The organism is Lignipirellula cremea (genome assembly GCF_056501455.1).
In genome coordinates, this window is sequence record NZ_CM151415.1 from 6,253,825 (window position 1) to 6,276,936 (window position 23,112).

Sequence of the window (23,112 nt, forward strand, 5' to 3'; positions counted from 1 at the left end):
GTCGGAGCACGGCGGCAGGCCACGCGGCCCTCGTGCGAAAGCGATCGCGAGCGACTACGCAACAGCGTCGAAGGGATAAGCGAGCCGCACAGTCGCAGGCCGCTCAGCAACGAAAGAGCCTGACGCCCCATGCGTGACGACTTCTTCCGCGCCCTCCCTCGCACCGACTGGCGTGGCCCCTTCACGGCCGCGTCCAAGCGGCGTTCGCATACGCACTTCTCGGTGAGCCTCGGGCAGACGCTTCAGGCGATCGAAGACGAGCTGCGGGGCTATCGCGCGAAGGGCGCCACGATCGAGCTTTCGATGGAGCCGAACCTGATCGGCTACAACGGACTGCCGGTCTCGGGAGCGAAGCCGGTCGACCCGGGAATCGTGCTGCGGTTCGCGTGGTCCGGCGGCTGGATGCGGCTGCAATGCGATTCGTCGATGACTGGAGGGCCAATCTTCGCGCGATCGGGCTCTATCTGGAGCGGATGCGGCTGGCGAATTCGTACGGGATCAAGATCGAAGGCGGCTGGGAGCGGGAAGTGATTGCGGAGGGGGAGACGCTGGGGATCGAGGATGCGACAATGCACCCGTCATACGCCGCGTCTGACGCCGACGCCGTCCCGCTGGAGAACCGGGGCGGCGTTTTGCGTTCGGGCAGTTCCGTCGCGCAATCAAGTATCGGCGGCAACAAGACTTCCGGCGTTCGATGCTTGCAAAACGGCCTTTTCTGTCGCGCTAGCCATCAACGAAAAAAGCCGACGTCGAATGAACGATGTCGGCTTCAGTGATCTTTCGGCGACGCGTGTTAGCTCTTCATGGTCCGGCCTGCTGTTGCGAGGGTAGTCGGGCTCGAAGGATTCTGTCGCATGCCCTGTGGGCTAGAGGACTCTATGTTACCGGCGCGGCGACTTCGGTCAATCGTTTTTTAATGGCCGGACGGCAGAGTAAAATCCGGGGGCGATTTCTTTAACGGGGAGCGGGGCATGATCTGCGATTGCGAGTACGTCGGCGGACCGTGGGACGGCTACCAGTTCCCGCAGCGGAAATCCCTTCGCGTGATCGAGAACGAAGACCTTAAGGGTGGTTCGTACGTCCGCGACGGCCTTCCGCAATGGGCTGGTGATTCCCTCAGGACCGCTCGCTATATCTGGATGCCGACGCCTTCCACGCCCCCATGCGAATCGCTCTGACGATCGAGCTAAAGCCGCCGCGTTGGCGTCGCTGGCTGGTCCGCGTCCGCCGGGAATGGCGAGACGTCAGGAGCGGGGCGTACCGGCTGATCTGGCCGGACTAGCGGGCGAATCCTTGACGCACGCTGGGCGTCGCTTGAAGATACGAATGCGAGGTAGCTCAGAGACAGAGCGCCGGGTGATCCTAGGAAAGCTCCCGGAGGTCGCTGGTAAAAGTCCAGTCCTCGCATTTTCATATAGACGCCGCTCCATCCGGGGCGGCGTCTATCGTTTAGCCAGCCTCCTCTCTCGCCTCGTAGAACCGGCAGCTCCCGCACGTCTCTCCCCGCGGTTGGGCATGTCTCCAGCGGGCTTCGCTGACTTCCGGCGCCGGGCCTTCCGGATGCTCGCACGCGAAGATCGAAATCAGCTTCTCGCGACTGCCGCAGAACTGGCAGAGCTCTACGCGGATCACCTGGCCGCGGCGGACGCACGGACCGCGCGACAGATCGTTGAAGACGAGCCCGGGACCGTCGCAATTCCGGATCGGCACGCGTCCCTTCCGATCGAGTCGGTGCGGAACCTTGCAAGTCGGGCAGCGGAAGCCGGCGCCGTGCGGTTCAGATTCGCAGCAGGCGTCCATCAGAAGTAGATCACGAGGGGTTCGGCGGCGTCCCAGTAGTCGCCACCTGAGTCGGTCGCCGCGAAAGTGCAGGGGAGCGACACCGGGCCGCTTAGATCGGCGAGCGTGCTGGTCAACTCAAAGCGGGCGTAGATCGCACGATCGAAGATACTGCTCGTGCTGCAGGCCGCGAGGGCCTTGATATAGCCGAAGAAGCCCTTGTAGCTGCCCGCCGCAAGGTAAACGCCCATGACCGGACGCCACTCCTGACCAGAGAACGTGCAGGCGTTCGTGGCGAACCTGCCGGACCACAAGCACGATCCGCCTGTCGAATCGCCAGCGGTGAAGCAATCCGACGAGTTCGGGACGGAGTACGTGCCGTTCCCGCGACAGCCCGAGACTCCCGCGAAGTCCCGAATGTGCCCGTTGATCTCGACCATCAGGTTCGAGAAGTCCGGGAGCGTGCAGTCGGTATCGATGATGGCGCTGGTCGGCACTTCGACGACGTCGCCGTCCAGTAGGCAACAGTCCGATAGAGCCGTCCCTTCTCCGCAGCACGTACATCCGGGCGCCCAGCGTTTCGTCATTACGGGCAAGCCTCCGAAACGACGAACAGCCGACCGCTTCGCTTGTCCCGGGCGTAGACGATCTTCCGGTTCTCCGCGACGTTGCCGAGCGGGCTGTAAACCTCGTCCTCGATCGGGTCGTCGTTCTCGTCTAGGGCCGTCGACAGCGACCCGTCCGAATTCAGGATCTTCGCCGTGACCGTCGCCGCGGCGCTGGTACTTATTCCGCCGGATTGTGTCTCGCCGATCATCAGCCCTTCCGAGGCATCGACGATGACCCACATGCCCTTTTCCGTCTGCTCCACGAAGATCGTCGTGCCGATTCCCAGAGCGATCGGTTCGAGAGAGTAGGCCCACGCCTGCCGCACGGCGCTCTTGGCGGTCAGGTCGATCTCGTCGTCCATCGCGTCGAACGCGGCGTCCAGGAAGACGATCGGGAAACGGACCGTGACGCCGGGATACTCGCCGTCGTCGAACGTCTGCGCGAGACGGACCTGCGACCAGTGCGTGCGAGGCTTCGGCCTGAGCAGGTTGTCGATCTGCTGCTGCTGTCGCCGGACCGTGCTTTCCAGCAAGGCGAGCCGATCATCCGGGCGGACCGGCGTGCGTTGCGTTCCCTTGGGCATCAGCCGAACCCCTTTCGCCGCATGTCGAGTTCGACGAAATCCGTCTTGAAGGCGAACGTCGGCGCCGGGGGATTCGGACCGCTGGCCGTGCCGAAGCGTGCGGTGACCTCCGTCACGACCGATTCGATGTCCTGATTGTGGTTCCCGTCCAATACGCTCTCGCGTCCGATCGAACGGATATAGCCGCCCAGGGGAAGCTGCAGCGTCCGCTCCATGTCGCCGGTCTGATACGCCAGAGCGACGCGGCCGAGCTTGTAGAACTCGAATGCCAGCCGGGCCGTTTCGTTCAGGAGTTTCGAGTCGTCGCGAACGTAGCCGCCGCTGGTCGTGCGGATCAGTTGGCCGGTCACTCCGTCCACGCCGACCACGGTATTCGGCACGACGTAGTCTTTGCGGAAGTCGTCGCCGGCGTCCAGGATCAGCGTGCGGACCGCGTCGGCCCCGATGGTCGGTTCTTCTTCGTACTTGCCCTCGCAGAACCGGTCCTCTTCGATCGCGACCGTGAAGATAAACGTCTCGTAGTCGAAACGTCCTTCGATGGCCGGCGTTTCGGCAGGAGCGAATCGTTCGCTGGCGATGATGTGCTGGGGAGCGCCGCGGACCGGCAGCGTGAAGCCAGGCACGTCCCGCGTCGGCTCGACTTCCGCCGACCAGCGTAGATCGACGTCTTCGCTCGTGGCGGTCGCGAACCCGGCCATGTTTTCGAGCGTGTCGGTTCGCAGCCAGCGGGCGACCTCCGGCGTCTCGCCGACCGCTTCCGTGATCACGAGCTTCAGCAAGGCGAACGGCGCCATCTCCGGCAGCGTTGGCTCGTCGTTGTTGATCGGCGTGTCGGTCGCGGCGTAGTCGGAGATCTCCGTTCCCGAGTAGTCGAGCGATTCGAGCAGCGGGACCGTCCGCTGGACGCGAACCTCCGGCAGGAACAGCGACGGCGATTCCTCTTCGTCGCCTGCGTCCGGCAGGAGGATCGGCTGCTGCTCTTCGATCCCCTCGCCGTCGCCCGCCGTCAGATCCCATTCTTCCGGGACGCGGAACCTCGCGAACACGTCGCGCAGTTCGGGAGCGTTGCGGGCCTCTTCGTCGCGGCGCTGCTGATCCTCGACTTCGGCAGGATCCGGGTAATCGACCGCCTCGCTCGCGCCGAGGTTGTAGGCCTCTTCGTCTTCGGCTGACCAGTCGTTCTGTAGCGTGCCGTCCGCGTAGCTCAGGGAGAAGCAGCTTCGCCGTCTCGCCCCCTGGACGATAACCCGATCGAACCGCTCGTCCGTCCGCTTGATCAGCCGGGCGCCGCCGCTGCTGCGATCGGCTTCGATGTCGACCAGGTAGACCGCGGGGTTCGCCGGCAGAACCTTCGACTCGTCTTCCGGATCGAGCTCCACCGCTTCCCGCACGAAGGTAAACGGCCGCAGCTCGACCGCCGACTCGTCGCTGGTCGGATCCAGGTAGAAGCCGTAGCCTCGCTGCCGGCTGATCAGCGTGCAGAGCAGGTCGTAGACGGACCGGCCATGCGTTTCGAGTTGCGGGAAATCGAAGTCGGGCAGCACGGGCGAACCGCCGTCGAACAGCCGAAACGGGATCTTCGCTTCGCCCGCGAACGACAGCGGAGCGTGCCGCTTGAGCAGGTAGCGAACGGCCTGATGCGTCGTCCAGTGGATCGAGTCGACGCCCTCGTGGAAGAATCGCCCGCCTTCGATGTCGTCCACGTCGGCACAGTTCGGCAGGCCGTCGCGGTTGAACGTCAGCCCCCGCTTCGTCTCGACCGATTCCGTCGCGTCCAGATTCTTCGCGATCCAGCTCGACCGCATGAACGTCGTCGACAGCAGGTATTCGAGACCGAGGGCCCGGAACGTCTGGACGCCCTGAGAGACGCCTGCCGTGTCGCTCTCGTCCGTAACGAAGGCCGTGCCGATGCGGTCCTGCGTGTCGTCGCCCAGCACGCCGTACCACTTCCGCGTGATCAGATTCTGCGTGAGCGTGACGCGGATGAACTTCCGACTGGCCGAATCCTCCCGGTCGAGACTGGCGATCACCGACTCGCCGTAGTCGATGCCGCGCCCGTACCGCTTGCGGAACGTCGCCGATCCGATCTTCCCGTCGCCGCCGGAGACCCAGGTGCACTCTTCCAGCGACAGCGGCGCAGGCTCCCATTCGTCCGCCCAGTTCGTCCGCCATTCGACGACGTAGGTATCGGCGTCGACCGTGCGAGCGTTTTGGTCCGGGTTGAATTTCAGCGTGGCTTCGGCCATGGAATCAGGCGGGGGTTCCGAGAACGATCTGGTAGTTCAGGACGTCGGTCGCGGTCCCGGTGATGTCGATGTTCTTCACGCTTCCCGAGACCGCCGGCAGCGGGCTGACGACGCCGACGAAGCTGATCACGACATGACCGCCAGGCGGAATCGAGATGTCGTTCCCCGTGCCGAAGATCGGGTACGGGTTCGATCCGCCCGGGGTGATCACGATCGCCGCGGCGTTATCCGCAGGGCAGGAGAAGAGCGCCGCGACGACCTTCTTTCCCGTCATGTCTGCCCCGCCGCTAGGGAGAGCCGCCGTCTTGCAGTTCGTCAGGTCGATCGTGTCGGTCCCGTCCGTTTCTAGGTCGTCGAACACGACAGCATCGACCGGGGGAACAGACGACGCGTTGAGAGACGAGCCCGAACGGTTGAAGGCGCTGTGGACGACGCGACTGGCGCCCGTGTTGGCACTGGAAATCGTCGGAATGGACGCGGCTGCCAGCGTCTCCGTCGCGGTGAGTTGCTGATTGATCGAGAGCGATACGGACATCGTTTCATGCCTCGGGTTCTAGTACGAGTTCGGGGACGAGTACCCATTCGGCCAGGAGCATGGCACCGCCGGATCCTGAGCCGCTGACGCCGCCGACCCGCCGCAGCGTCGGCACGATCCCGAGCTGGCGAACGTCGACCACCTGGTACTGCCAGTCGGTGATCTCGTCCAAGCCGGCCCATTGCACGGGGACGCGCGTGCCGATCAGCCTCTGGTAGTTACGGAACGTCACCATCGCGGCGCCGATGCTCGGCAGGTCGACTTCCGTGCGATAGGGCATGGGTTCGCCCTTCTCGCCCAGGAGCCAGTACGAATGGCCGTCGACTCCGGCGGCGGATTCGATGGCGGTGACCTTCCGCGGACCCTGCGGCGCGGGGTCGATTCGCAGGACGTGATAATCGCCGATGCGGTTGGTGAGGACGGACATGCTTATTGCCTTACCCCGGTGTCGACGGTATGAGACGGGGCGGCTTGATTTCGATCTAGGTTCTCAAGAGCGATGACGGCCTTCCGCAGAAGGTCGATCTGCTCTTTCGTGGCAGGGTCAGATTCTCCGCCGAACCGCTGGCGCCCCATGATCTGGTTTTCAAGGATCGCCTTGCCTGACGAGACGGGATCAGCTCCGAAGCCTAAGCCTGTACGGTATTCAAGCTCTGGCCCCATCCCGCCGAACGTCCAGCTCACCAAGTCGGGATTCGCGAGGCGAAGGGCTTCGACGACCTTATCCTGAGCCTTCGCCTGCCGGCTCATGCGAGGCGCCCCGAGGTAGCCTTCTACGTCGGCGGCGAACTGATTTCCCGCTGTCTCGCCCGCGAGTTCAGGCGTGGCGGTGCCCAGTTGCTTAACCAGTGAGTCGTAGGCGCTGCGGTCGGTCGTGATGTTCGGGAATGCCGCTTCAAGCTGTGCGTCGGCGACGCTTCCGCCGGTAAGCATTTGCTCGAACGGGATCTTGAACCGCTGCTCGAAGCTGGCCCCCTTAAGGAACTGCTCCCGTAGCTTCGGGTCTGATTGAAACGCCTCGAATCGACCGAAGATCGTTCCAGGCTCGCCGCCTTGCTCGCGAAAAAAGTCCCGCATCTGCGTCTGGAGCGACGAAGTAGACGTTCGGGTCGCTTCGCCCTCCACGTCCTTCGCGAGGTTAGATGCGACGGCGAAAACCGCCGCGGCTTCGCGGGAAGCAAGAACCTTGTCGCCGTCGACCGTGCCGACCATCGAGTTGACCGCGGGAGCGATGTTCTTCGCCTGCATGCGAAGGTTTGTCTGCCGGGCCTGAGCGCCAGCCTGAAGCAGGAAGCTCAGGTTCTCTTCTGCCGAGAGCCCCGTGGCCGACTGCATGTCGAGAGCGGCGCCAGAAAGAATCTCCAGCGAGTCGGGGGTATGTGACGAGATTCGAGCCGCAGCCCCGACGGCGGACAGGGACGCGTTGAGATTGCCGCCGCTGGCCGACACTGCGGACGCCGCAGCCATGTTGAGCTGCGACTGATCCGCGAAGCCCGTCCGGCTTTGAATTCCTCGCACCGACGCCAGGAAGTCGTTCTGTCGTCCGGCGTCCACGCCCGTTAGGTTTTGCAGAAGGACGGCCTGAGAGCGGGCGACTCGCTGAGCCTGCGAATTTGCCTCCTCTGAAATCCTCTTTTGGTGCTCTATCCCCGATGTCAGAACGCCCACTGCGGCATTCACGGAGAGGTACTGGAGGGCCAGATTCCTAGCCCCGATGGCACCGCGGGAGAACATTGAATCTTGCGACTGTGCGTTCTTCTCGATCTTGGCGTTCAGGCGCTCAATCTCTTTGGCCTGCTTCTCCGTTTCCTTGCCGAGCTTCCGCGCCTCTTCGGCTGCCTCCTTCTGCGCGACCTTCGCCTTGTTCGCCGCCTCCATCTCCTTCAGCTTTGCGGCGGTAGCTCTCTCAGTCTCCTTTATCGACGCCTGTAGTAGCGACGTCAGGGTCTTCTCCGACTTCGCGATCTTGTCGTATTCCGCGCGCAGCTTGGAACTGTCGCCGCCGAATTCGATCTTGACTGCCATCGCGAAGCCTCTTACCGCATATTCAGGATCACCGGCTGAACGATCGGTCGCCGCCGACTAGCGTCGATCCGTCCAGCAATCGCTAGCTCGCCGCGACTGGGTCGCCAGCCAGGGTTTCGCCCTTCAATCCATGCAAGGAATCCGAACCAGTCGGCATCTCGTCGTTTTTTAGGTCGGAGCCTCGCAGTGTCGCGACGTCCCATGCGATCATCGCGTAGCAGATCTTCCCGATCGTCGTGTCGTCGATGACCGGTTCGCCCGCGTTCTCGTATGCGTTCAGCTCGGCGGGGCCGATTCGATAGTTCCACGAGAGCGCCGCGGCGGCTGCCTTCGCCAATTCCGCAAGCGACATCTCCCGGCCTTCGATTCCGTTCAGGGAGTCCCAGACTCTGCCCGATGCCTCCCATAGGGCGACGGCGTCGCGACGAATGGTCGCTTTCGCGTTCTCGTTCTCGTCGAAGGCGTACTGCTTCGGCAGCGTACCGTACGTCTCCTCCGGCATGCGGGCGATCGGCACTAGCCACTGACGCCCGAACGAATCAGTTTGCGTCTGCCCCAGATCGGGCGTCAGGCGGCGAATCCATTCAGGCCTCGGCAGAGCTTCGTAGCCGACCCACGCCGACCCGAACGTCTTGGCCCATGTCTGCCGATCTGCGAAGAACCCGAGTCCCTTCGGCTCCTCCCCGTCGTTCCGTCTCGCCGAAATCACGACACCTGACCCACCGTCCGGGCCGCCGCGGATGACGTCGCATCCGACGAACTGCTTCGGTTCGCGAACGTCAGATAGGGCCTTGTTCAGTCCATGCGTTTCGCGAGCGGCAAGCCACTTCTTCGGATCGAGAAGCTTCGCGGCGCTCTCGCCGGGGAGGTAATATAGGAACCCGCTCATCCGGTCCTTTCGTCAGAGGAATTCAACGTGTCAGTCCCCGAGCCGATTCCGCCACGGAAGCCAGACCGGTCGCTCGCAAATACCACAGCGATCAGGGCGCTCCGTCGCGACCAGGGATGTGCTCGCTGGCTGCTTGTCCTGGTGTTTCTCGTGCTCGCGTTCGTGCTATTTGGCACCCTTAGTTGGGTGCAGTCGCGACTCGACAGGATCGACGACCGGCTCGATTCGATCGGCGCTCCCCGTTAGGCAATCGCGCTCGTCGAATCGATCGTCCACCAGGCGGTATTCGCCGACGGACGCTTGATCGGAATGTCGAACGTCTGCGCTCCGTCGGCCCCTCCGATCGCTCGCGGAATCACCATGCCGCCGCCGCTGGCGATCGAGAAGCCGATGTGCTCCGCCGTCGCGTCCGCGACTCGCGCTGTGCCGTTCGCGGCCATCTTGCGGAAGTAAATCAGCAACGCGGTGATCGGCGTCGGCGACAGGAACGCTCCGCTTTCGAGCGTGCTGACCATGACGCGGGGAGCGACGGACGCGACGTGAGCGTGCGACGGTCGCGAGTCGCCGCCCGCCGCCGTCAGTCGCATCTGAGCCCCGGTCTCGATCGTCACCTCCTGGACGCCGTCGACCCACGAACCGTTGACCTTCACCGGGCCGAGCGTGAACAGCTCCGTCACCGCGGCGGCCGTCGTGATCGCCTGAGCTGTGGCGATCTGCAGCGGCGAGTTCGTTCCGTCGTAGACGGCGGCGATGCTCGCGGTGATCTCCGCCAGTCCTCCCTGCGACGCACGCAGCGTCGACCAACACATCATCGAACTCGGCATGCGCGATCGCAGGTGAGCCGACGACGCTTCCGCGACCAGTTGGCCGAACGGATCGACCAGGCGATGGAACGCGTCGGTATTGCCGCCCGACAGGTCGGCAGAGATGCCGTCCTGCGTGCAGTGCGTCAGCACGCGAGCGATCTGGTGCGTCGTGAACGGGAATTCCGGACGCTCCTCCATGATGCCGATGAAGCCCGGCGCGATGTCGCCCGACGGCGAGACGACCGATTCCGCGATGCCCGGATTGGAACTCAGGTCGGTCAGTTGCGTGATCGGGTCGCCGGACGGGAACGCCAGCGAGTGCATGCGGTAAAGATTGCCGACAGTCATTTCAGCTAGCTCCGTTGGCGGTGATTCGTTTTCGGGATCGCCCGTTCTTCATCTCGATCTGGATCCGCCGCTGGTACGACTTCTCCGCCACGATGTCGAGTTCGTGGATCTCGTCCGGCGTCGTCGCGGTGATCTCGTTGTGCATGTTCGGACGGTTGCGGCCCCGTCCGGTCGGGTTCGGGCGGCTCTTGACGTAGAAGGGCGTGTCCATCTCGACCGTCGCCTTCGTGGCCGTGGCGCGGATCTTCTTCGATCGCAGCACCTGCCGCTTCAGCGTGCCGGTGAAGACCAGCGGCAGGCGTGCGTCGGACGCGGCGATCTTGCTCCGCATCTTGCGACGGACCCACGCGTTCGTTCTCGGCTTGTACCCGTACTTCGTGGCGGCGCCGGACCGGAAATGCCGGCCCTTCATGTGCCGATTCCAGTGAGCGCCGACGTCGCCCGTGACGCCCTTCATCACGCGAGCGTGGGCGCGGGCGGAGAGCTCGCCGTCGTGGGTGATCGTGCAGTTGATGCGGATCGGCATCAGGCCGCATCCTCCGTATTTCGGACGAACGCCCGCAACGAAAACGCGCCGCCCGGCGGATCGATCGGAACTGTAACGATCGCCCTTTCGACTTTCGTGCGTCCGAACGCCTCGCCCCATACGAAATACTGCCAGCCCTGCAGCATGCCGCGGGCGGCTTCCTCTTCCGTCAGGTCGTCCTTCTCCGGCGGGCCGAAGAGAACGCGTCCCTCCGCATCGCTGATCTCTTCCCAGGGATCGTTCGGGGGAAGGACTCCGGCCGCGTTGTCGCCGGTCGATGCGGCCTTGATCGCACGCACGAAGACCGACGCCCCTGCGATGGGGACTCCCTTCTCGTCGACCAGCACGGCCCAGCCGGCGGCCTTGGCGAGTTCCGGCCAGGTGATCGGCATCGCGATGAACTCCACGTCGAAAGCGTTCGTGCCGCCGTCCGTGACGACGATCGATTGAGTCGGGTTCGCAAGCTGCCAGGCGCCGGGGAACGACGGCGACGAAAGGTCGTACGTGCCGGCCAGTAGATGCAGCACGATTTCGCCGTTCTCGTCGCTGACACCCTCGCCGGCGAATCGTCCGTTCGCGCCGTAGGCCGTGACGCGAATGCCCTGAATCGGAACTTCGTCGTCGTCCACGACCGTCAGCGTGACGATCAGCGAACCGCTGCCGGCGCTCCCCGGCTCCACGCCGATCGTCAGTTCGTCGGTCAGGATCATGCCGCCGTAGCCTTCGTCGCCGTCGACCTCGATGTCATAGACCGCGGCACGGATCCGCTTCCCTTCGGCGTAGAAGCCGGAGCCCTGCATCGACTCGTCGGACGAATCGGCGTCGGCGAAGAACAGCCCGGGGATCGTCGCGCCGTCGTTCCCGTCGGCAGCGCGGACCGTGACCGACTCGCCGGGCGTCGTCTGCATGACGTCGTCGGCGAACAGCACGATCTTCACGGCGTCCGGATTGGCGAGATTGCCGAGCGTGTTTCGCACGTCGAACGGAAAGCTCAGGACGCTGCCGAGGGCGCGGTAAGGCACGATCAGCGGACCTCCGTCACGGTCAGCGTCGGGCGATAGCCGGCGCCGGTTTCCGTGTTCGTGGAGACGCCGTTCTCGTGATAGATGCCCAGCCCGACCGTGTCGCCAGCGGTCGCCTGAAACGTGAAGGTGGATGGGAAGTCGACCAGCTTGGTGGCGCCGGAGCCTGCCGTTCGCGTCACCCGGATCGTGCTGCCGTTGTGGATCAGGTAGGTCAGAAAGACGACCTGATCGTTGATGATCATGCCGGCGGACCACTCGGCTCGGTACAGCCCGGTTCTCGCGATGGTAATCGGCGTCGTGCTGTTGGCCGTCGTGATGCCGCTGGAGTAGACGGTCGAGCCGAAGCTGATCGGCGTGCCGGTTGCGTTGCTGATCGATTGCGTCGTCGTGCGAACGACCTGGGCGTAGTGCAGCGCCGACGGCGCGTCGAACGTCGAATCGAACGAGAGGTAGACCGTCTCGTCGTCGGCGAACGTCCCGGTCGTCAGAAGCGAAGACGTAGCGTAAACACGATAGGATCCGCTGTCCGTTTCGCTCGCCAGCCTCAACACCCAGACCTTGGACGCGTCGGAGTTCCGGACCGTCACGAATCCGGTTCGGGATCCCTGCAATGAAGCGGCGTCGATCCAGTCATCGAAGTAACTCGCCAGCCCGTTCGCGTCGGCGTCCGTTTCGCTGATGCGAAGCTGAATCCCGAGGCCGGGAGAGTTGAGATTGAGCTTTCCGGTTCCCGGGTCGCCGGTCGTCGTCGTCTCGAACGCGAACTCGAATCCGGCGTCGCGACCGTCAGCTCCATCGCTTCCCGCGGCGCCAGTGCTTCCGGTGGCTCCCGTCGGACCGCGCAGCGCCACGCCGGCAGGCCATGAGCCGGAAGCTTTCGGCCCGAAGATCTTCCACTCCGACGGGTCGCCGCTGGTTTTGATGTAGAAGTCGCCGTTGACGCCTTCCGTGGTCGGGTCGGCGGTCCCGTTCAGAACCGACTTGCCGTCCACGCCAGCGGCTCCCGTGGCTCCGACCAGCGACGCGAGCCACGCAGCTTCGTCGCCCATGAAACCTTCGGCGACGGCGATTTCGTAGGCGGAATCTCCGTCAACGCCATCGCTTCCATCGCTACCCGCGGCTCCCGTCGGGCCGATCAGCGACGTCGGTCCGGTCCCCGTCCAAGTTCCGCCGGCCTTCGGTCCGTAGTACGCGTGATCGTCGGTATCGAGGTAGTAGTCGCCGTTCTGACCGGTCGCGTCGGACGGCGGCGGCGTGCCGCTGTACCACGTCCGCCCGTCGGCTCCTGCAGCGCCCGTGGCGCCGGTGGGGCCAGTGTCGCCCGTCGGTCCCGCTGGCCCCGTATCGCCTACGAGAGACGCCAGCCAGGCAGTCTCGTCGCCCATGAAGCCGTCCGCGACCGCGACCTCGTAAGCCGATAGACCGTCGTCGCCGTCGACTCCGTCCGCTCCTGCCGGACCTTCCGGACCGGTCGGACCCGTGGCGCCGGTCGGACCCTGAGGGCCAGTTGCTCCCGTCGGTCCCGCATCGCCGTCGTCGCCCTTCTCGCCCTGCGGCCCTTGGTCGCCGGTGGCGCCTTGCTCTCCCTGAGGGCCAGCGGGACCGGTCGGACCTGTCGCGCCCGTCGGGCCGGCGGGGCCTGTCGCTCCGGTTTCCCCCTGCTCTCCCTGAGGGCCTTGCGGTCCCGTGGCGCCGGTCGCTCCTGCGGGGCCAGTCGGGCCGGTGTCTCCATCATCGCCCTTGGGACCGGCGGGGCCCGTCTCGCCCTGGATCCCCTGCGGCCCTTGCGGACCGGTCGGACCAGCCGGACCCTGAGGCCCGGGCGGCCCCGGTCGATTCGGTCCGAACTGCGCGAGGATCGCTCGCTCAGAAATCAGCGACGCGTTGATCGACGGAACGGACGCGACGCCCGCGGGGCCAGCGGGGCCGGGATGACCGTTCGGCCACTCGCGAACCTTGTTGTACGCAGGGAGCGTACTGCCGTCCGGTCGGATCAGACACGGCTTCCCCGTCTCGGTCCAGACGAGCTCGCCGCACGGACCGGCGACCAGAGCGAACGACAGCAAGAGGTACGCGAAACGATTCATAGCTCAGGCCTTCTCCAGTTCGCGGCGCTTGTCAGCCGGTTTTGCGTTCGTCGTCGGTATGGCGCTTCGGCGGATGCTCGCTCTCAGGGCCGAACAGGTGGTCGGCGACCCGCACGAGCAGGTTGCCGTGGTGCGTCACCTGCTCGCTGATGTCGTCTACGCGGCGGTCCATCCGCTCCATCAGGCCGGTCTGCTTATTGACGGCTTCAGCGATGACGTCGATGCCGCGGGAAGCTGTCGCGATTCCCTCCGAAGCTGTCTCGAATGCAGCCGTCTGACGCTCTTCGCGGGCGTCCTTCTTGTCCTGGTTGCGGTCCGTGCGCTTCATCAACCAGAGGGCGAAGATGATCATCATTGCGGCTCCTATCGCGACCAAAGCCCCGAGGGCGCCCCATTGGAGGAGCGACGAAAGGGCCTCGCCGATGAAGGAGACGATCTGGCGATAATCTTCGATGTCTTCCTCCACGGCGCTGCTCTCCGTTCAGTTCAGTCGCCCGCCCCGTCGTGGGATGGGCTGGTCAGTTCGTCAGATCGCGTGCGTGCCTTCGACGCCCCGTTCCGTGCGTTCTTTCGTGCGGGAATGCAGCGCTCTCATTGCCTCCTGCACACAGGCCAGAGCCTGAGCGTTCGCGTTGCAGGCGTACGGTCCGGACTGAAACCCCGATAGCCGATCTTCCAGGATCGCGAGCAGGGCCTCGTTGCTGATGCCGTTGACGCCCGCTTCGGCGATCGGCCCGTTCTGGAACCCAATGCAAACAGACTCACGAATGCGAGCGCAATCGGGCGTCTCGTAATTGATCGCGTACACATGGCACGCGTTGCCTTGTCCCGGCTCATCCAGAACACGGATCGTCAAGGCTTCGTTCAGCCCGTTGACCTTGTGGCTGGTCAGTTCTCGCTTCACGGTCATCCCTCTTGAGTTTCAGTTCGTCACGAGCCACGCGGCCAAGCCGAGCGATCCGAGGAGAAACGCGATCAGGATCAGGTCGGCGTCGGTAGTTTCGGTCCGTCGATTTCGTCCAGCGTTTCGTCCATCTCGCGTCGTCGCTCTTCGGGAGTCGGGAGCCGCATGGGTCAGACCAGGTCGACGTCGGTGACGACCCGCTTGATGTCGCTCGCCCTGAGCACGCTGCCGTCCTTCAGTTCGACGCGCACGCGGACGTTCTTCCCGGGCGGGTCGGTCGGATCCGTCGGATCTTCAGGCTTCGGCTCAGGATCGGGCTCAGGCGTCGGGTCGGCCTTCTCGTAGCCCTGGCTGAGCAGGTTCTGGACGTCGCGCGGCGTCATGCCCTTCAGGCTCGGAACGATCGACGGGTTCATCACGTAGTTGCCCGGCGTGTGCGGACAGCCCGCGGCGTGCAGGCACTCGTGGACCTGCACGAGGAAGGCGTAGTGAGCGTTCCAGGTCGACGGGCGGCTGTAGCGCTGCTGCTTCTGAGAGCAGGAGTTATTCGCCAGATGCGACCAGGCGAGCGTCCCGCCTCCCAGCCGCTCGAAATCGACGAACATGCGGGCCGACGCCCGGTCCTCCGTCAGCTTGAAGCCGAGCTTCGCGAAAGACGTGATGTGCGCGAGCGCCTTGGCGAACTGGGCCTTGAACTCGGCGAACGGCAGACCGCCCGAACCGTAGCGGCTTTCGTTGAGGTAGAAGCCGACGTCGTTGAGGCACGAGTCCGGCCACTTCGCGTCCATCTTCACGAGCGTCCCGTCGTCGGCGTACTGCCGATCGGGAACGCCGCAAACGCGGTTCAGGACGCTGTCGAGCGTCACGCGGCCGATCACGCCGTCGACCTTCGCTTCGCGTCCGTACGTCCGCTCGGCGAGCGAATCGAGATCGGGCTTCCAGAACCGCTGGTATTCGGCGACGACCTCCTGTTCGGTCTCGTCGTCGATTCGCCCGCTGCGGATGGCGAGCTCGGCTTCCTCGGGATCGAGCGAGCCGCGGAAACCGAGCCGCACGATCTCCGAGACGGTCGCGTGATGGGCGTTTTCGATCCGCGAGCGGACCATCAGTTCGTCGAGCGTGGGCATTTACCGCATCCGCATGTGGAAGGCGAAGCAAACCATCGTCACCGCCGCGCCGACGACTACGCCGACGAGAACTGCAACTTGAAGGGCGAGTCCGTGGTCCATTACCGCCTCCACCCGAAGATGCCGCGGCCCGTCGAGTAGGACCGCGAGGGAGTCGGGCAAACGCCGCCGGGACAGCCGCCCGAACGCATCACTGCGGGCTGCGTGTAGACGCTCACGGGCGAACTGACGACGGCCCGCGATACTGGCACCCGGCCTTCGTGCGCGTCGTCGTGCAGCGTCAGGATCTGGTCGAGCGACAGCGATTCGAGCGGTTCGTGCTGCCGAGCCGTCGCAGCGTGCGTCTGCCGAAGATGGGCGATCGCTTCGGCCTTGGAGGGACGCCAGACGTTCGATGCAGAGGCGACCGACCAGTGGCCCGGCTTGACGTCCACGATGGCGGGAGCGGGCTTCGCGACGACCGGCACGGCGGCCGGCTTGGCGGTCCCCTCGACCACGGCCGGCGCGGCGACAGAGACGGCGGTCGATCGCTTCTCCAAGGCCTCCAGCCGATCGAGCATGTTGCCGAGGATCTTCGTGATCTTCTCGATGTCGTCGCTGGGAGCGGGAGCAGACGCCCCCGGCAGAGGAACCCAAGGGCCCAGGTCGTCGTCCGGATCGGTCGGCGGAATGGGCTTCGGCGCGGGAGGCGTCGGCGGTTCGGGAGCAGGCGGCGGATTCGGCCCCTGCTTCGCCGTGACGCGGATCTTGTGATGGATCGTCTTCGGGATCGGGAAGCCGTCGACCAGGGCGAACACGGACGCGGAGACGACGATCTCCCGTTCGCCCGCACAGCGTGCCGAGAACGTGCATTTCCGCCCGACGACGTCGACGACCAGCTTGCCGTCAGCGACGCGTTCCTTGCCGACCGGATGCACGCCGAAATCGGTCTCGTCCAGCGGGGCGAAGTCGACGTTCGCCTTGACGTTCTCCCCTTCCGGGAACATGACCGTCAGCTCGACGTAGTCCCCTTCGAGGACTTCGGTCGGGCCGTCGACCTTAAAATCGAGAGCCTGACCGTAGATGGCCGAGCACGAGACGAGACCGACGGCGAAGAACGCGGCGTAAACGAGGGCGACTCGGATCATGGGTTTTCGACCTGAGGGAAGAGTTGAAATTGCCGCGACGGGATTCGAACCCGCGACCTTCGGGTTATGAGCCCGACGAGCTACCCGGCTGCTCTACGCGGCGAGTAGGGTTCAGCCTCCGCGGCGCCGCTTCAGGATCTGCGCGACGATTTCGAAGATCGCGAGAATCGCCGGGATGTATTCGACGAACTTCTCCGGCGAGACTTCCGCCGCTTCAGCCGCCCGCATGAGCATCGGGTCGGACGCGTCCATGGCGAACGCGAGGCCGGATCCGTAACGAGCGACGATGTCGGTCGCGAACCAGTCCCACAGGACCGGACTTTTCGACAGGGCGACCAGGAAGCGGGCCGCGACGTCGTCGATCTCCGTGAACGGCGTCAGCTTCGCCAGGCCTTCGGCGGTCTGGCCGAACTCGCCCGCGCGAAGGCGGATCCATTCGAGGTCGATCGAGATGACGGGCTGAATCGTCAGGGCAGTGCTCACGTGTTCGGAACTCCGTATTGAAAGCTGTAGACCGCAGTCCAGTGGTCCTGGTCCCCGCGGTCCTCAAGCGGCGTGCGGGCGTAACTTTCCTGCTGCGTGATGTTCGACCAGGGCGTCAGGTACGACCCGGTCCCGTTGTTCTGGGAGATCCACGAGACCGTGGCGCTGACGAACGACACGAAGTCGAGCTTCGACGCGTTCGGCTGGTCGGGATCGTCCGTATCGCGGGCGATGTCGGTGAACAGGACGTAGAGCGAACCGACGCCGACCATGCCGACGCCGGGCCCCTGGCTGACCTGCTGAAAGCCGTCTTCGCCTTCGACGATCACGGCGAACGGGCGCCGCTTGTCCATCGTGTTGTCGTACGCCTCGTCGCCATCGCCGACGAGCGCTTCGTCCAAGTAGATGTGCTTCGTCGGATCGTTCGGCTCTTCCTCGCTCAGTTCGCAGCGTTCGGCGAACGCCGGAGCCGCGGCCAGTTGAGCCATCAGGGCCGTAATCGCGGTGTGCAGAGAGCCGGTCATTCGCGGGCCCCCTGTCGTTCCTGACGCTTACGCTTGAAGACGAGCGTCCAGCGATCGGCACGCACGTTCTGCTGTTGGCCCGAATACGAGAAGGGCCGTTCGTCGTCGTCGTACCAGAGCTTCGTCTCGGTCCGTGCCGCTTCGGCGATGCCGGTCGTCGCGTCGCGGTCGCATCCGACGAAGAGCGTTTCGTTCTTCCCGTCGGCCATCATGCCCTGATTCGCGAACTCGCCGTCCAAGCGGCAGACGGCCTGGATCGTGCGGGGTTCGCTGTCGCCGACTGCCTGCACCGAAACGGCTTCCGCATGGACGGCATGCAGCGCCGTCATGGGTCCGCGGAACAGGCTGTCGAAGACGGACGGCATCGGGCGCACGACGAAGGGGACTTATGAGACGCAAGCCCGGCGGTCCTTGCCGGCTGGTTCCTGTCGGGTCGGGTCGGACCAAACCGGGCTTGCGAAGGGACTAGGGCATCACGAATCAGGTCGTGATGTTCTTCAGGAGGTCGCCGGCGCCCGCGAACAGCAGCTTCTCGCCAACTTCATGACGGACGCGAATGACGCTGCCGCGGACGTGCGCTTCGCGGTACTCTTCGACCACGCCGCCCAGTACCGAACCGTCGCCGGCCCAGTGGAACGTGCGACCGAGGGCCGGTTCACGAAGGTCGGTCGACGTGGCGACGCGGGCGACCATCGCGTACTCGTCGGACCAGAGCTTGCCGATCGTCGCGGTGTCGCCCTTTCCGCCGGTGTTGCGAACGCCGTCGCCGACGAAGATGTAGTCCAGGTCGAACACGCTCGCGAGCATCTGCTCGTTGATGTCCGTCGCCTTCGTCGCGTCGCCTGCGCCGGCGCTCTGAATCGCCGCCTGGACCTGAGCCGACAGCCGCAAGTTGCGGAAAACGTGCCGGTTGATGATCAGGGCGTTCGGCCAGAGGCCCGTGCGAGCCCACACTCGCCGCACCGCCGCTTCGACGTCCGTGATGGGCGTCGCGTTCGCGGAGTCGTCCCATTCGTTCGTGATGGACGTCGCGGTGAAGTTGGTCTCGTTGAAGAGCATGTCGGCGACTCGCTTCTCGTGATTCCGGAGAATCACGTCGCGAGCACGCTCCGCCGAGATCGTCTCGAAGTCGAAGAAGTCGGCGTAGATCTCCGCTTCCTTGTCGTCGATGACCTCTTCAGCTCCATCTTCGTAGGTCTCGAAGTTGTCGCTCGTGAACTTCCAGTCGGACCGGCTGTAGCCGGCCTTCGGAGCCCGCCGGGTTTCCCGGTTTTCGAGCAGGTACGACAGCTCGACCTTCGGGAAGCGTCCGAACGGCTTGCCGGCGTTGAACACCGGAAGCACTTTCAGGCCGATGAACCCCGCTCGATCCATCGCGAGATCGAACGGCATGAGAGTGGCCGCCAGATCCTGGCGGGCGATTTCCATCGCGGTAGAGTTGGCCGGACCGGGCATGCCCCTTTTCGCTTTCCAGGAACCAGCTGGAAGGTTTCGTTATTCGGACTCGCTGCACTCGAAAGCCGCCAGCTCCCCACTTCCGGCGACGCGGTTGATTCTTCAGGCGGCGGTCAGCTTCCGAGCGCCGATTCGTCCACCAGGACCTCGACGATCGATCCGTCTCCGGCCGCGGCATTCAGGGCCTGACCGATCGGAATCGCCGACGTGGACGTAGACGAAATCTTTCCGGACGCGGCGCCGTAGACGCGAGCGGAAGTCGTGATCGCCGCGGCGGCGACCATCTCGATCGTCCCTTCCTTGGTGCGGAGCATGACGGCGACGTACTGCCCTTCGTCGGCGTCGTTCTCCGCAACGCCGACCCAGCGTTCATTCACCCCCGCGAGGGTAATGACTCCGCTGCTGAGCTTGACCCGGCGGTTTGCGGTGACGCCGCCGGAGCCGACAAGAAACGTTCGCGAACGGGCGTCGATGCGCGCCATGATCTAGATCCTCTGGTCAGTGGTCGGGATGTATGAACTCGCCAGCCGATTAGGCTTGCGGTTAGCGGTGTCGATCGCGGCTCTTCGGCGGAATCGCCGACGTGGCGTCCATGAACGCCTGACGAAGTTCGGGCTGTTCCTTGGCGACCGCCTTCGCGGCTTCCCACTGAGGCATGCCCGCCGTGACCTTCGCGGCGACGGCGGCGTTCCACGCCTCGACGGCGTTGCCGCTCTGCTCCGGCTGCGGATTGCCGCTGTCGGCCAGGGCGGGAACTCCGGGACGCGTCGACTTCGCGGCCTTCGCTTCGGCGAGCTGCTTTTCGAGGTCGGCGTTCTTCGCAGTCAGCGTCTCGCATTCCTTCTGCGAAGCCGAAAGCTGCGAATGCAGGTCGTTCATGTAGGCGGTCTGCGCCTGCGCGAGCGTCATGCCCGCGTCCTGGCACTTCTCGCGAAAGCTGGAGTCCGCGTGCGGGAACGTCTGCTTCAGTTCCTGGAAGGTGGCGGCGACAGGGCCGGTTTCGACTGACATGGCGGATTTGCTCCTGCCGACGGAAGTGGTGGAAACGAGTTTCGAGAGTTGGGCGAGCGTCTGCGGCAGCGACTGGACGCCGTCGATCAGGTTTAGTTCGAGAGCCTTCCGCGAGAGGTGAGCCCGCCCGTCGGCCAATTCGCGGACATCAGCGATCGGCAGTCCCCGACCCTTGGAGACGCCTTTCAGGAAATATTCGTTGATCGCTTCGATGTAAGCCTGGAACTGTTCCGCCTGCTCCTCGGTGATCTCAGTCCCCGGAAGGCCCATGGCCTTGAACTTGCCGGCCTTGAAGACCTTCAGTTCCACGCCAGCCCGCTCAAGAGCCTTGGAAATATCGGGAACGGCCATGTAGGTGCCGATGCCGCCGACTCTCGCCATTTCGCTGGCGAACACCTTTTCCGATTGGGCGCCGTTCCAGTACGCGGCAGACGCCATCACGTTATTCGCGTGCGTCCAGGTCGGCTTCGCGCGACGCGCTGTCGTGATCGCCTCCGACAGTTCGTAGTTACCAAAGGCCATGCCGCCGGGCGAGTCGATGGAGACCAGGATGCCCCGGATTTCGGAGTCGGCGGTCGCACGAGCCAGTTGTCGCTGTGCTTCCGAGGTCGATGCGACGCCCCATCGCAGATCGCCGTTGATCGCGAGCGTTCCGTGCAGCTTCACGATCGCGACGCCTTGCGACGTCACGTCCATAGCGGCATGAACTGGAGCGCCGCCGAACCCGAAGAACGACTGAGGGTCGTGGCTTCGATCGTCGGCAAGTCCGCGGGCCCATTCGGCGATGACGCGACGGGCGTGCTCTTCGTCCATGAGCAACAGGCCGTCCCTGTCGAACGACAGAACGCCGGAAGCGCTCGCGTCGATCGCAGCCAGGTGCGTCGCCAGATCAATAGCGTCTTCGGTCACGCTGCGGCCTCCTGCGGCTTGCGAGAAGTCGAAGCGGCCGTCGCGGGTTCAGGTCCGCCGAGAGCGATCGAGGCCTTGACGCTGTCCGGCGTCGGGAGCGAGATAAACGTCTCCCAGGTGATCCCGGTTTCCTTCACGATCTCCGCGAACTCGGCATCGTTCCGCAGTTCGTTCCACGCCCGAAGAGCGTGCCGAATGATCGTGTCGTTGTCCTGAATAATCTCGACCGCGACCTTCTCCCACACTTGCCCGCGCATGGCGTGGATGCGACGCCAGCTATTCAGGCCGTTGCGGGCCTGCAGGATGTCGCCGGCGGCGTCTTCGGTCGGCTGAATGTATCGCCAGCCCGGGGCGTTCCACTCGTGATTGAGGAACTTCTTCCGCCCGAGACGCTGATAGGCCGCGCGCAGGGCCGCGTTGCCCGGTTCGCTGAGGAATTGCTTCAGCTTGAAAATGTAGACCGGCTTGTGAAACCGATTGACGAGCCCCTTCTGCATGCGGCCGTACGAGCCGCGGGCCATGTCGAGAGCGCCGCGGTAACCGCTGAAGTTGGTCGCCGTCGAATCGAGCATCAGCACGATCAGCGGCAGGTTCAGGTTGATCGCGACGAACGTCAGCAGCATGTTCGAATGCTGGAAAAAGCTCTCGTTCGGAACGTCCGGCGAGAACCCGATCAGCTTTTCGCCCGGGCGACCGACGATCTCGGCGCCGGGGGCGAACTCCTCCATGATGCGACCGTCGCGGTCAGTCGTGCGGGCGCCGTATCGCGTGTCGGCGAGAGGTCCGCTGCCCGACATCGGCGAGCCGTTCGGGTTGAACTTGTTCTCCGGCAGCTCGCGGAGAATCGCGATGCACGAGACGATCTTCGCCTGCACTAGCTTGGCGAAGCGGAGGTCGTCCCCCATGTCGATGATGTCGGCGATCGGCGCGAGAGCCGAGATGCCGCGGGTCTGGCTGATGCGAGCCTTCGCCACGCTGTAGACGTGGAACGCCTGAAGGTCGCCGTCGTCATCCCGAGCGACGTACCGGGTCGCCTTGTTCATGTCCCGAAACAAGGCGTTCGGGTCGATGTCGTCGTTAGTGACCCAGTAGTGCGTCCGCTTGCGGAACTGATCGATTTCGACGCCGTGAACGATGGCCCGTCTAGGCTTGCCCGTCGCCGGATCGGTTTTCACCGCGTTCAGCGGAGTCCGCATGCGGTGGGCTTCGAAGCCCTGCAGCGACCCCTCTTCCGTGCCGACATAGAGGATGTCGCCCTCGTAGAGCGGCTGAACGAACGCCGCCCGGGCCATGTCGCCGAACGTCCGCTCGCCCTGAATGTCCGCGCGATTCGGGTCGTTCGCCCACTCCTCCCACATCGCGAAGAGATCGGCATCGACTCCCAGGTCGCCCGTCTTCGGCTCGACCTGAAAGTTCTCGGCCTGGATCTGATCGGCGACGCGGGCGAGACCTTGGCCGACGGCAGGATCGTTCCGCTCGAAATCGCGAGAGGTTTCGACGATCCGCAGGAAGTCGGATTCGTTGCGGTAGTGGTAGTCGGCCCCGGATCCCTGTGCCGCCATGCCAGTTCGCGTCCGCCGATAGACCGACGGACGAGCGGCATCCCACGAGGCACGAACGTCGGCCAGGGCGTCGATCAGATCGGAGTTCACGCCGCCGCGACGATTGCGGGTTGCTACCATCAGCGTCCGAAGCTCCCCGGCACGAGGTACTTTACGGACGGGGCGGCGTTCGGATTGGCGGTTCCGTTGACGACGAGCCAGGCGTTCGCCTCGTTGAGCGCCGCCCGGATGCCGTCCAGGTCCCACTCTGCCGATTCGCTCTCGCGTGAGGCCCGCTTGGGCATCATCACGAGAAGGAACTTCGCGGCCTTGACGAATCGCGCAGCGAGAGCGGCGTCGGCGGATGCCGCATAGTCGAGCGTATCCAGATACTCCTTCTGGACCTCACCCAACGCGCTGTCGCTCGTGATCGCCAATTCGGTTCGCCTGCGTGCGCGTTTCAGCCAGGGCAAGCGATGCCCTACGCACGCATCATTCCGAACCGTTTACACGTAGTCTATCGACGCGTCTTCAATGTCTCGAAAGTCCTTTGACATAGCGGCCATGCAGGAC

Annotated in this window: 26 protein-coding genes and 1 tRNA gene; 2 read left to right on the forward strand and 25 right to left on the reverse strand. The window is 64.6% G+C overall.

Annotated features, from left to right (window positions below; genetic code table 11):
• Positions 1-129 precede the first annotated feature (129 nt).
• Positions 130-531 carry a hypothetical protein gene (locus SH602x_RS24620; RefSeq protein ID WP_479474782.1) on the forward strand — a complete coding sequence of 134 codons (402 nt, stop codon included), beginning with the start codon at positions 130-132 and terminating at the stop codon, positions 529-531.
• A gap of 440 nt (positions 532-971) precedes the next feature.
• On the forward strand, positions 972-1,178 hold the full coding sequence (locus SH602x_RS24625; RefSeq protein ID WP_479474783.1) for a hypothetical protein: 207 nt from the start codon (positions 972-974) through the stop codon (positions 1,176-1,178).
• Between the two features lie 271 nt (positions 1,179-1,449).
• Here the strand turns inward: SH602x_RS24625 and SH602x_RS24630 are convergent, their stop codons facing one another.
• The 25 genes from SH602x_RS24630 to SH602x_RS24750 all read right to left on the reverse strand — a co-directional run bounded on the left by SH602x_RS24630 (position 1,450) and on the right by SH602x_RS24750 (position 22,952).
• Positions 1,450-1,710 (reverse strand): hypothetical protein, encoded by a 261-nt coding sequence (locus tag SH602x_RS24630; protein WP_479474784.1) that lies wholly within the window; start codon positions 1,708-1,710, stop codon positions 1,450-1,452.
• 89 nt (positions 1,711-1,799) lie between these two features.
• Complete coding sequence (locus tag SH602x_RS24635) at positions 1,800-2,366, reverse strand: hypothetical protein (RefSeq protein ID WP_479474785.1); 567 nt, start codon at positions 2,364-2,366, stop codon at positions 1,800-1,802.
• Complete coding sequence (locus tag SH602x_RS24640; RefSeq protein WP_479474787.1) at positions 2,366-2,971, reverse strand: hypothetical protein; 606 nt, start codon at positions 2,969-2,971, stop codon at positions 2,366-2,368. Before SH602x_RS24640 ends, SH602x_RS24635 begins: the two co-directional genes overlap by 1 nt.
• A complete protein-coding gene (locus SH602x_RS24645) occupies positions 2,971-5,217 on the reverse strand; it encodes a hypothetical protein (protein WP_479474788.1) in 2,247 nt (748 codons plus the stop codon). Before SH602x_RS24645 ends, SH602x_RS24640 begins: the two co-directional genes overlap by 1 nt.
• A 4-nt stretch (positions 5,218-5,221) precedes the next feature.
• Positions 5,222-5,752: a hypothetical protein gene (locus SH602x_RS24650; RefSeq protein WP_479474789.1), complete on the reverse strand. Its 531-nt coding sequence runs from the start codon at positions 5,750-5,752 to the stop codon at positions 5,222-5,224.
• A gap of 4 nt (positions 5,753-5,756) precedes the next feature.
• Positions 5,757-6,179 (reverse strand): hypothetical protein, encoded by a 423-nt coding sequence (locus SH602x_RS24655; protein WP_479474790.1) that lies wholly within the window; start codon positions 6,177-6,179, stop codon positions 5,757-5,759.
• Between the two features lie 2 nt (positions 6,180-6,181).
• Entirely contained in the window at positions 6,182-7,777 is a 1,596-nt protein-coding gene (locus SH602x_RS24660; RefSeq protein WP_479474791.1) for a hypothetical protein, read from the reverse strand.
• 82 nt (positions 7,778-7,859) lie between these two features.
• Entirely contained in the window at positions 7,860-8,666 is an 807-nt protein-coding gene (locus SH602x_RS24665; RefSeq protein WP_479474792.1) for a hypothetical protein, read from the reverse strand.
• A gap of 242 nt (positions 8,667-8,908) precedes the next feature.
• The gene (locus SH602x_RS24670; RefSeq protein ID WP_479474793.1) at positions 8,909-9,820 is read right to left on the reverse strand and encodes a hypothetical protein; all 912 of its coding nucleotides are present in this window, start codon (positions 9,818-9,820) and stop codon (positions 8,909-8,911) included.
• 1 nt (position 9,821) lies between these two features.
• Positions 9,822-10,346, reverse strand: coding sequence for a hypothetical protein (locus SH602x_RS24675; RefSeq protein ID WP_479474794.1), 525 nt, complete (start codon positions 10,344-10,346; stop codon positions 9,822-9,824).
• A complete protein-coding gene (locus SH602x_RS24680) occupies positions 10,346-11,368 on the reverse strand; it encodes a collagen binding domain-containing protein (protein ID WP_479474795.1) in 1,023 nt (340 codons plus the stop codon). The genes SH602x_RS24675 and SH602x_RS24680 overlap by 1 nt, the downstream gene beginning before the upstream one ends.
• A gap of 2 nt (positions 11,369-11,370) precedes the next feature.
• Positions 11,371-13,458, reverse strand: coding sequence for a collagen-like domain-containing protein (locus tag SH602x_RS24685; protein ID WP_479474796.1), 2,088 nt, complete (start codon positions 13,456-13,458; stop codon positions 11,371-11,373).
• Positions 13,459-13,489: 31 nt separating this feature from the next.
• Positions 13,490-13,924, reverse strand: coding sequence for a hypothetical protein (locus SH602x_RS24690; protein WP_479474797.1), 435 nt, complete (start codon positions 13,922-13,924; stop codon positions 13,490-13,492).
• Between the two features lie 60 nt (positions 13,925-13,984).
• Positions 13,985-14,362, reverse strand: a complete 378-nt coding sequence (locus tag SH602x_RS24695) for an Acb2/Tad1 domain-containing protein (protein ID WP_479474798.1) — start codon at positions 14,360-14,362, stop codon at positions 13,985-13,987.
• A gap of 170 nt (positions 14,363-14,532) precedes the next feature.
• Positions 14,533-15,489 (reverse strand): zinc metalloprotease, encoded by a 957-nt coding sequence (locus tag SH602x_RS24700; RefSeq protein WP_479474799.1) that lies wholly within the window; start codon positions 15,487-15,489, stop codon positions 14,533-14,535.
• A 101-nt stretch (positions 15,490-15,590) separates the two neighbouring features.
• Positions 15,591-16,616: a hypothetical protein gene (locus SH602x_RS24705; RefSeq protein WP_479474800.1), complete on the reverse strand. Its 1,026-nt coding sequence runs from the start codon at positions 16,614-16,616 to the stop codon at positions 15,591-15,593.
• Between the two features lie 29 nt (positions 16,617-16,645).
• Positions 16,646-16,719 (reverse strand) — tRNA-Met (locus SH602x_RS24710).
• Positions 16,720-16,727: 8 nt separating this feature from the next.
• The gene (locus SH602x_RS24715) at positions 16,728-17,099 is read right to left on the reverse strand and encodes a hypothetical protein (RefSeq protein WP_479474801.1); all 372 of its coding nucleotides are present in this window, start codon (positions 17,097-17,099) and stop codon (positions 16,728-16,730) included.
• The gene (locus SH602x_RS24720) at positions 17,096-17,623 is read right to left on the reverse strand and encodes a hypothetical protein (RefSeq protein ID WP_479474802.1); all 528 of its coding nucleotides are present in this window, start codon (positions 17,621-17,623) and stop codon (positions 17,096-17,098) included. The genes SH602x_RS24715 and SH602x_RS24720 overlap by 4 nt, the downstream gene beginning before the upstream one ends.
• Complete coding sequence (locus SH602x_RS24725; RefSeq protein ID WP_479474803.1) at positions 17,620-17,988, reverse strand: hypothetical protein; 369 nt, start codon at positions 17,986-17,988, stop codon at positions 17,620-17,622. Before SH602x_RS24725 ends, SH602x_RS24720 begins: the two co-directional genes overlap by 4 nt.
• Positions 17,989-18,103: 115 nt before the next feature.
• Positions 18,104-19,078 (reverse strand): hypothetical protein, encoded by a 975-nt coding sequence (locus tag SH602x_RS24730; RefSeq protein ID WP_479474804.1) that lies wholly within the window; start codon positions 19,076-19,078, stop codon positions 18,104-18,106.
• A gap of 113 nt (positions 19,079-19,191) precedes the next feature.
• A complete protein-coding gene (locus SH602x_RS24735; protein ID WP_479474805.1) occupies positions 19,192-19,560 on the reverse strand; it encodes a DUF2190 family protein in 369 nt (122 codons plus the stop codon).
• 61 nt (positions 19,561-19,621) lie between these two features.
• Positions 19,622-20,998, reverse strand: coding sequence for a signal peptide peptidase SppA (sppA, locus tag SH602x_RS24740; RefSeq protein WP_479474806.1), 1,377 nt, complete (start codon positions 20,996-20,998; stop codon positions 19,622-19,624).
• Entirely contained in the window at positions 20,995-22,680 is a 1,686-nt protein-coding gene (locus tag SH602x_RS24745) for a phage portal protein (RefSeq protein ID WP_479474807.1), read from the reverse strand. Before SH602x_RS24745 ends, sppA begins: the two co-directional genes overlap by 4 nt.
• Entirely contained in the window at positions 22,680-22,952 is a 273-nt protein-coding gene (locus SH602x_RS24750; protein WP_479474808.1) for a hypothetical protein, read from the reverse strand. The genes SH602x_RS24745 and SH602x_RS24750 overlap by 1 nt, the downstream gene beginning before the upstream one ends.
• Between the last annotated feature and the right edge of the window lie 160 nt (positions 22,953-23,112).

What these genes read in the sequence shown, in the direction of transcription:
- SH602x_RS24620 (WP_479474782.1), top strand. Translation starts at nt 130, where the DNA reads ATGCGTGACGACTTCTTCCGCGCCCTCCCTCGCACCGACTGGCGTGGC.
- SH602x_RS24655 (WP_479474790.1), bottom strand. Translation starts at nt 6,179, where the DNA reads ATGTCCGTCCTCACCAACCGCATCGGCGATTATCACGTCCTGCGAATC.
- SH602x_RS24685 (WP_479474796.1), bottom strand. Translation starts at nt 13,458, where the DNA reads ATGAATCGTTTCGCGTACCTCTTGCTGTCGTTCGCTCTGGTCGCCGGT.
- SH602x_RS24665 (WP_479474792.1), bottom strand. Translation starts at nt 8,666, where the DNA reads ATGAGCGGGTTCCTATATTACCTCCCCGGCGAGAGCGCCGCGAAGCTT.
- SH602x_RS24700 (WP_479474799.1), bottom strand. Translation starts at nt 15,489, where the DNA reads ATGCCCACGCTCGACGAACTGATGGTCCGCTCGCGGATCGAAAACGCC.
- SH602x_RS24645 (WP_479474788.1), bottom strand. Translation starts at nt 5,217, where the DNA reads ATGGCCGAAGCCACGCTGAAATTCAACCCGGACCAAAACGCTCGCACG.
- SH602x_RS24725 (WP_479474803.1), bottom strand. Translation starts at nt 17,988, where the DNA reads ATGCCGTCCGTCTTCGACAGCCTGTTCCGCGGACCCATGACGGCGCTG.
- SH602x_RS24720 (WP_479474802.1), bottom strand. Translation starts at nt 17,623, where the DNA reads ATGACCGGCTCTCTGCACACCGCGATTACGGCCCTGATGGCTCAACTG.
- SH602x_RS24660 (WP_479474791.1), bottom strand. Translation starts at nt 7,777, where the DNA reads ATGGCAGTCAAGATCGAATTCGGCGGCGACAGTTCCAAGCTGCGCGCG.
- SH602x_RS24745 (WP_479474807.1), bottom strand. Translation starts at nt 22,680, where the DNA reads ATGGTAGCAACCCGCAATCGTCGCGGCGGCGTGAACTCCGATCTGATC.
- SH602x_RS24675 (WP_479474794.1), bottom strand. Translation starts at nt 10,346, where the DNA reads ATGCCGATCCGCATCAACTGCACGATCACCCACGACGGCGAGCTCTCC.
- SH602x_RS24670 (WP_479474793.1), bottom strand. Translation starts at nt 9,820, where the DNA reads ATGACTGTCGGCAATCTTTACCGCATGCACTCGCTGGCGTTCCCGTCC.
- SH602x_RS24735 (WP_479474805.1), bottom strand. Translation starts at nt 19,560, where the DNA reads ATGGCGCGCATCGACGCCCGTTCGCGAACGTTTCTTGTCGGCTCCGGC.
- SH602x_RS24730 (WP_479474804.1), bottom strand. Translation starts at nt 19,078, where the DNA reads ATGCCCGGTCCGGCCAACTCTACCGCGATGGAAATCGCCCGCCAGGAT.
- SH602x_RS24640 (WP_479474787.1), bottom strand. Translation starts at nt 2,971, where the DNA reads ATGCCCAAGGGAACGCAACGCACGCCGGTCCGCCCGGATGATCGGCTC.
- SH602x_RS24625 (WP_479474783.1), top strand. Translation starts at nt 972, where the DNA reads ATGATCTGCGATTGCGAGTACGTCGGCGGACCGTGGGACGGCTACCAG.
- SH602x_RS24635 (WP_479474785.1), bottom strand. Translation starts at nt 2,366, where the DNA reads ATGACGAAACGCTGGGCGCCCGGATGTACGTGCTGCGGAGAAGGGACG.
- SH602x_RS24650 (WP_479474789.1), bottom strand. Translation starts at nt 5,752, where the DNA reads ATGTCCGTATCGCTCTCGATCAATCAGCAACTCACCGCGACGGAGACG.
- SH602x_RS24705 (WP_479474800.1), bottom strand. Translation starts at nt 16,616, where the DNA reads ATGATCCGAGTCGCCCTCGTTTACGCCGCGTTCTTCGCCGTCGGTCTC.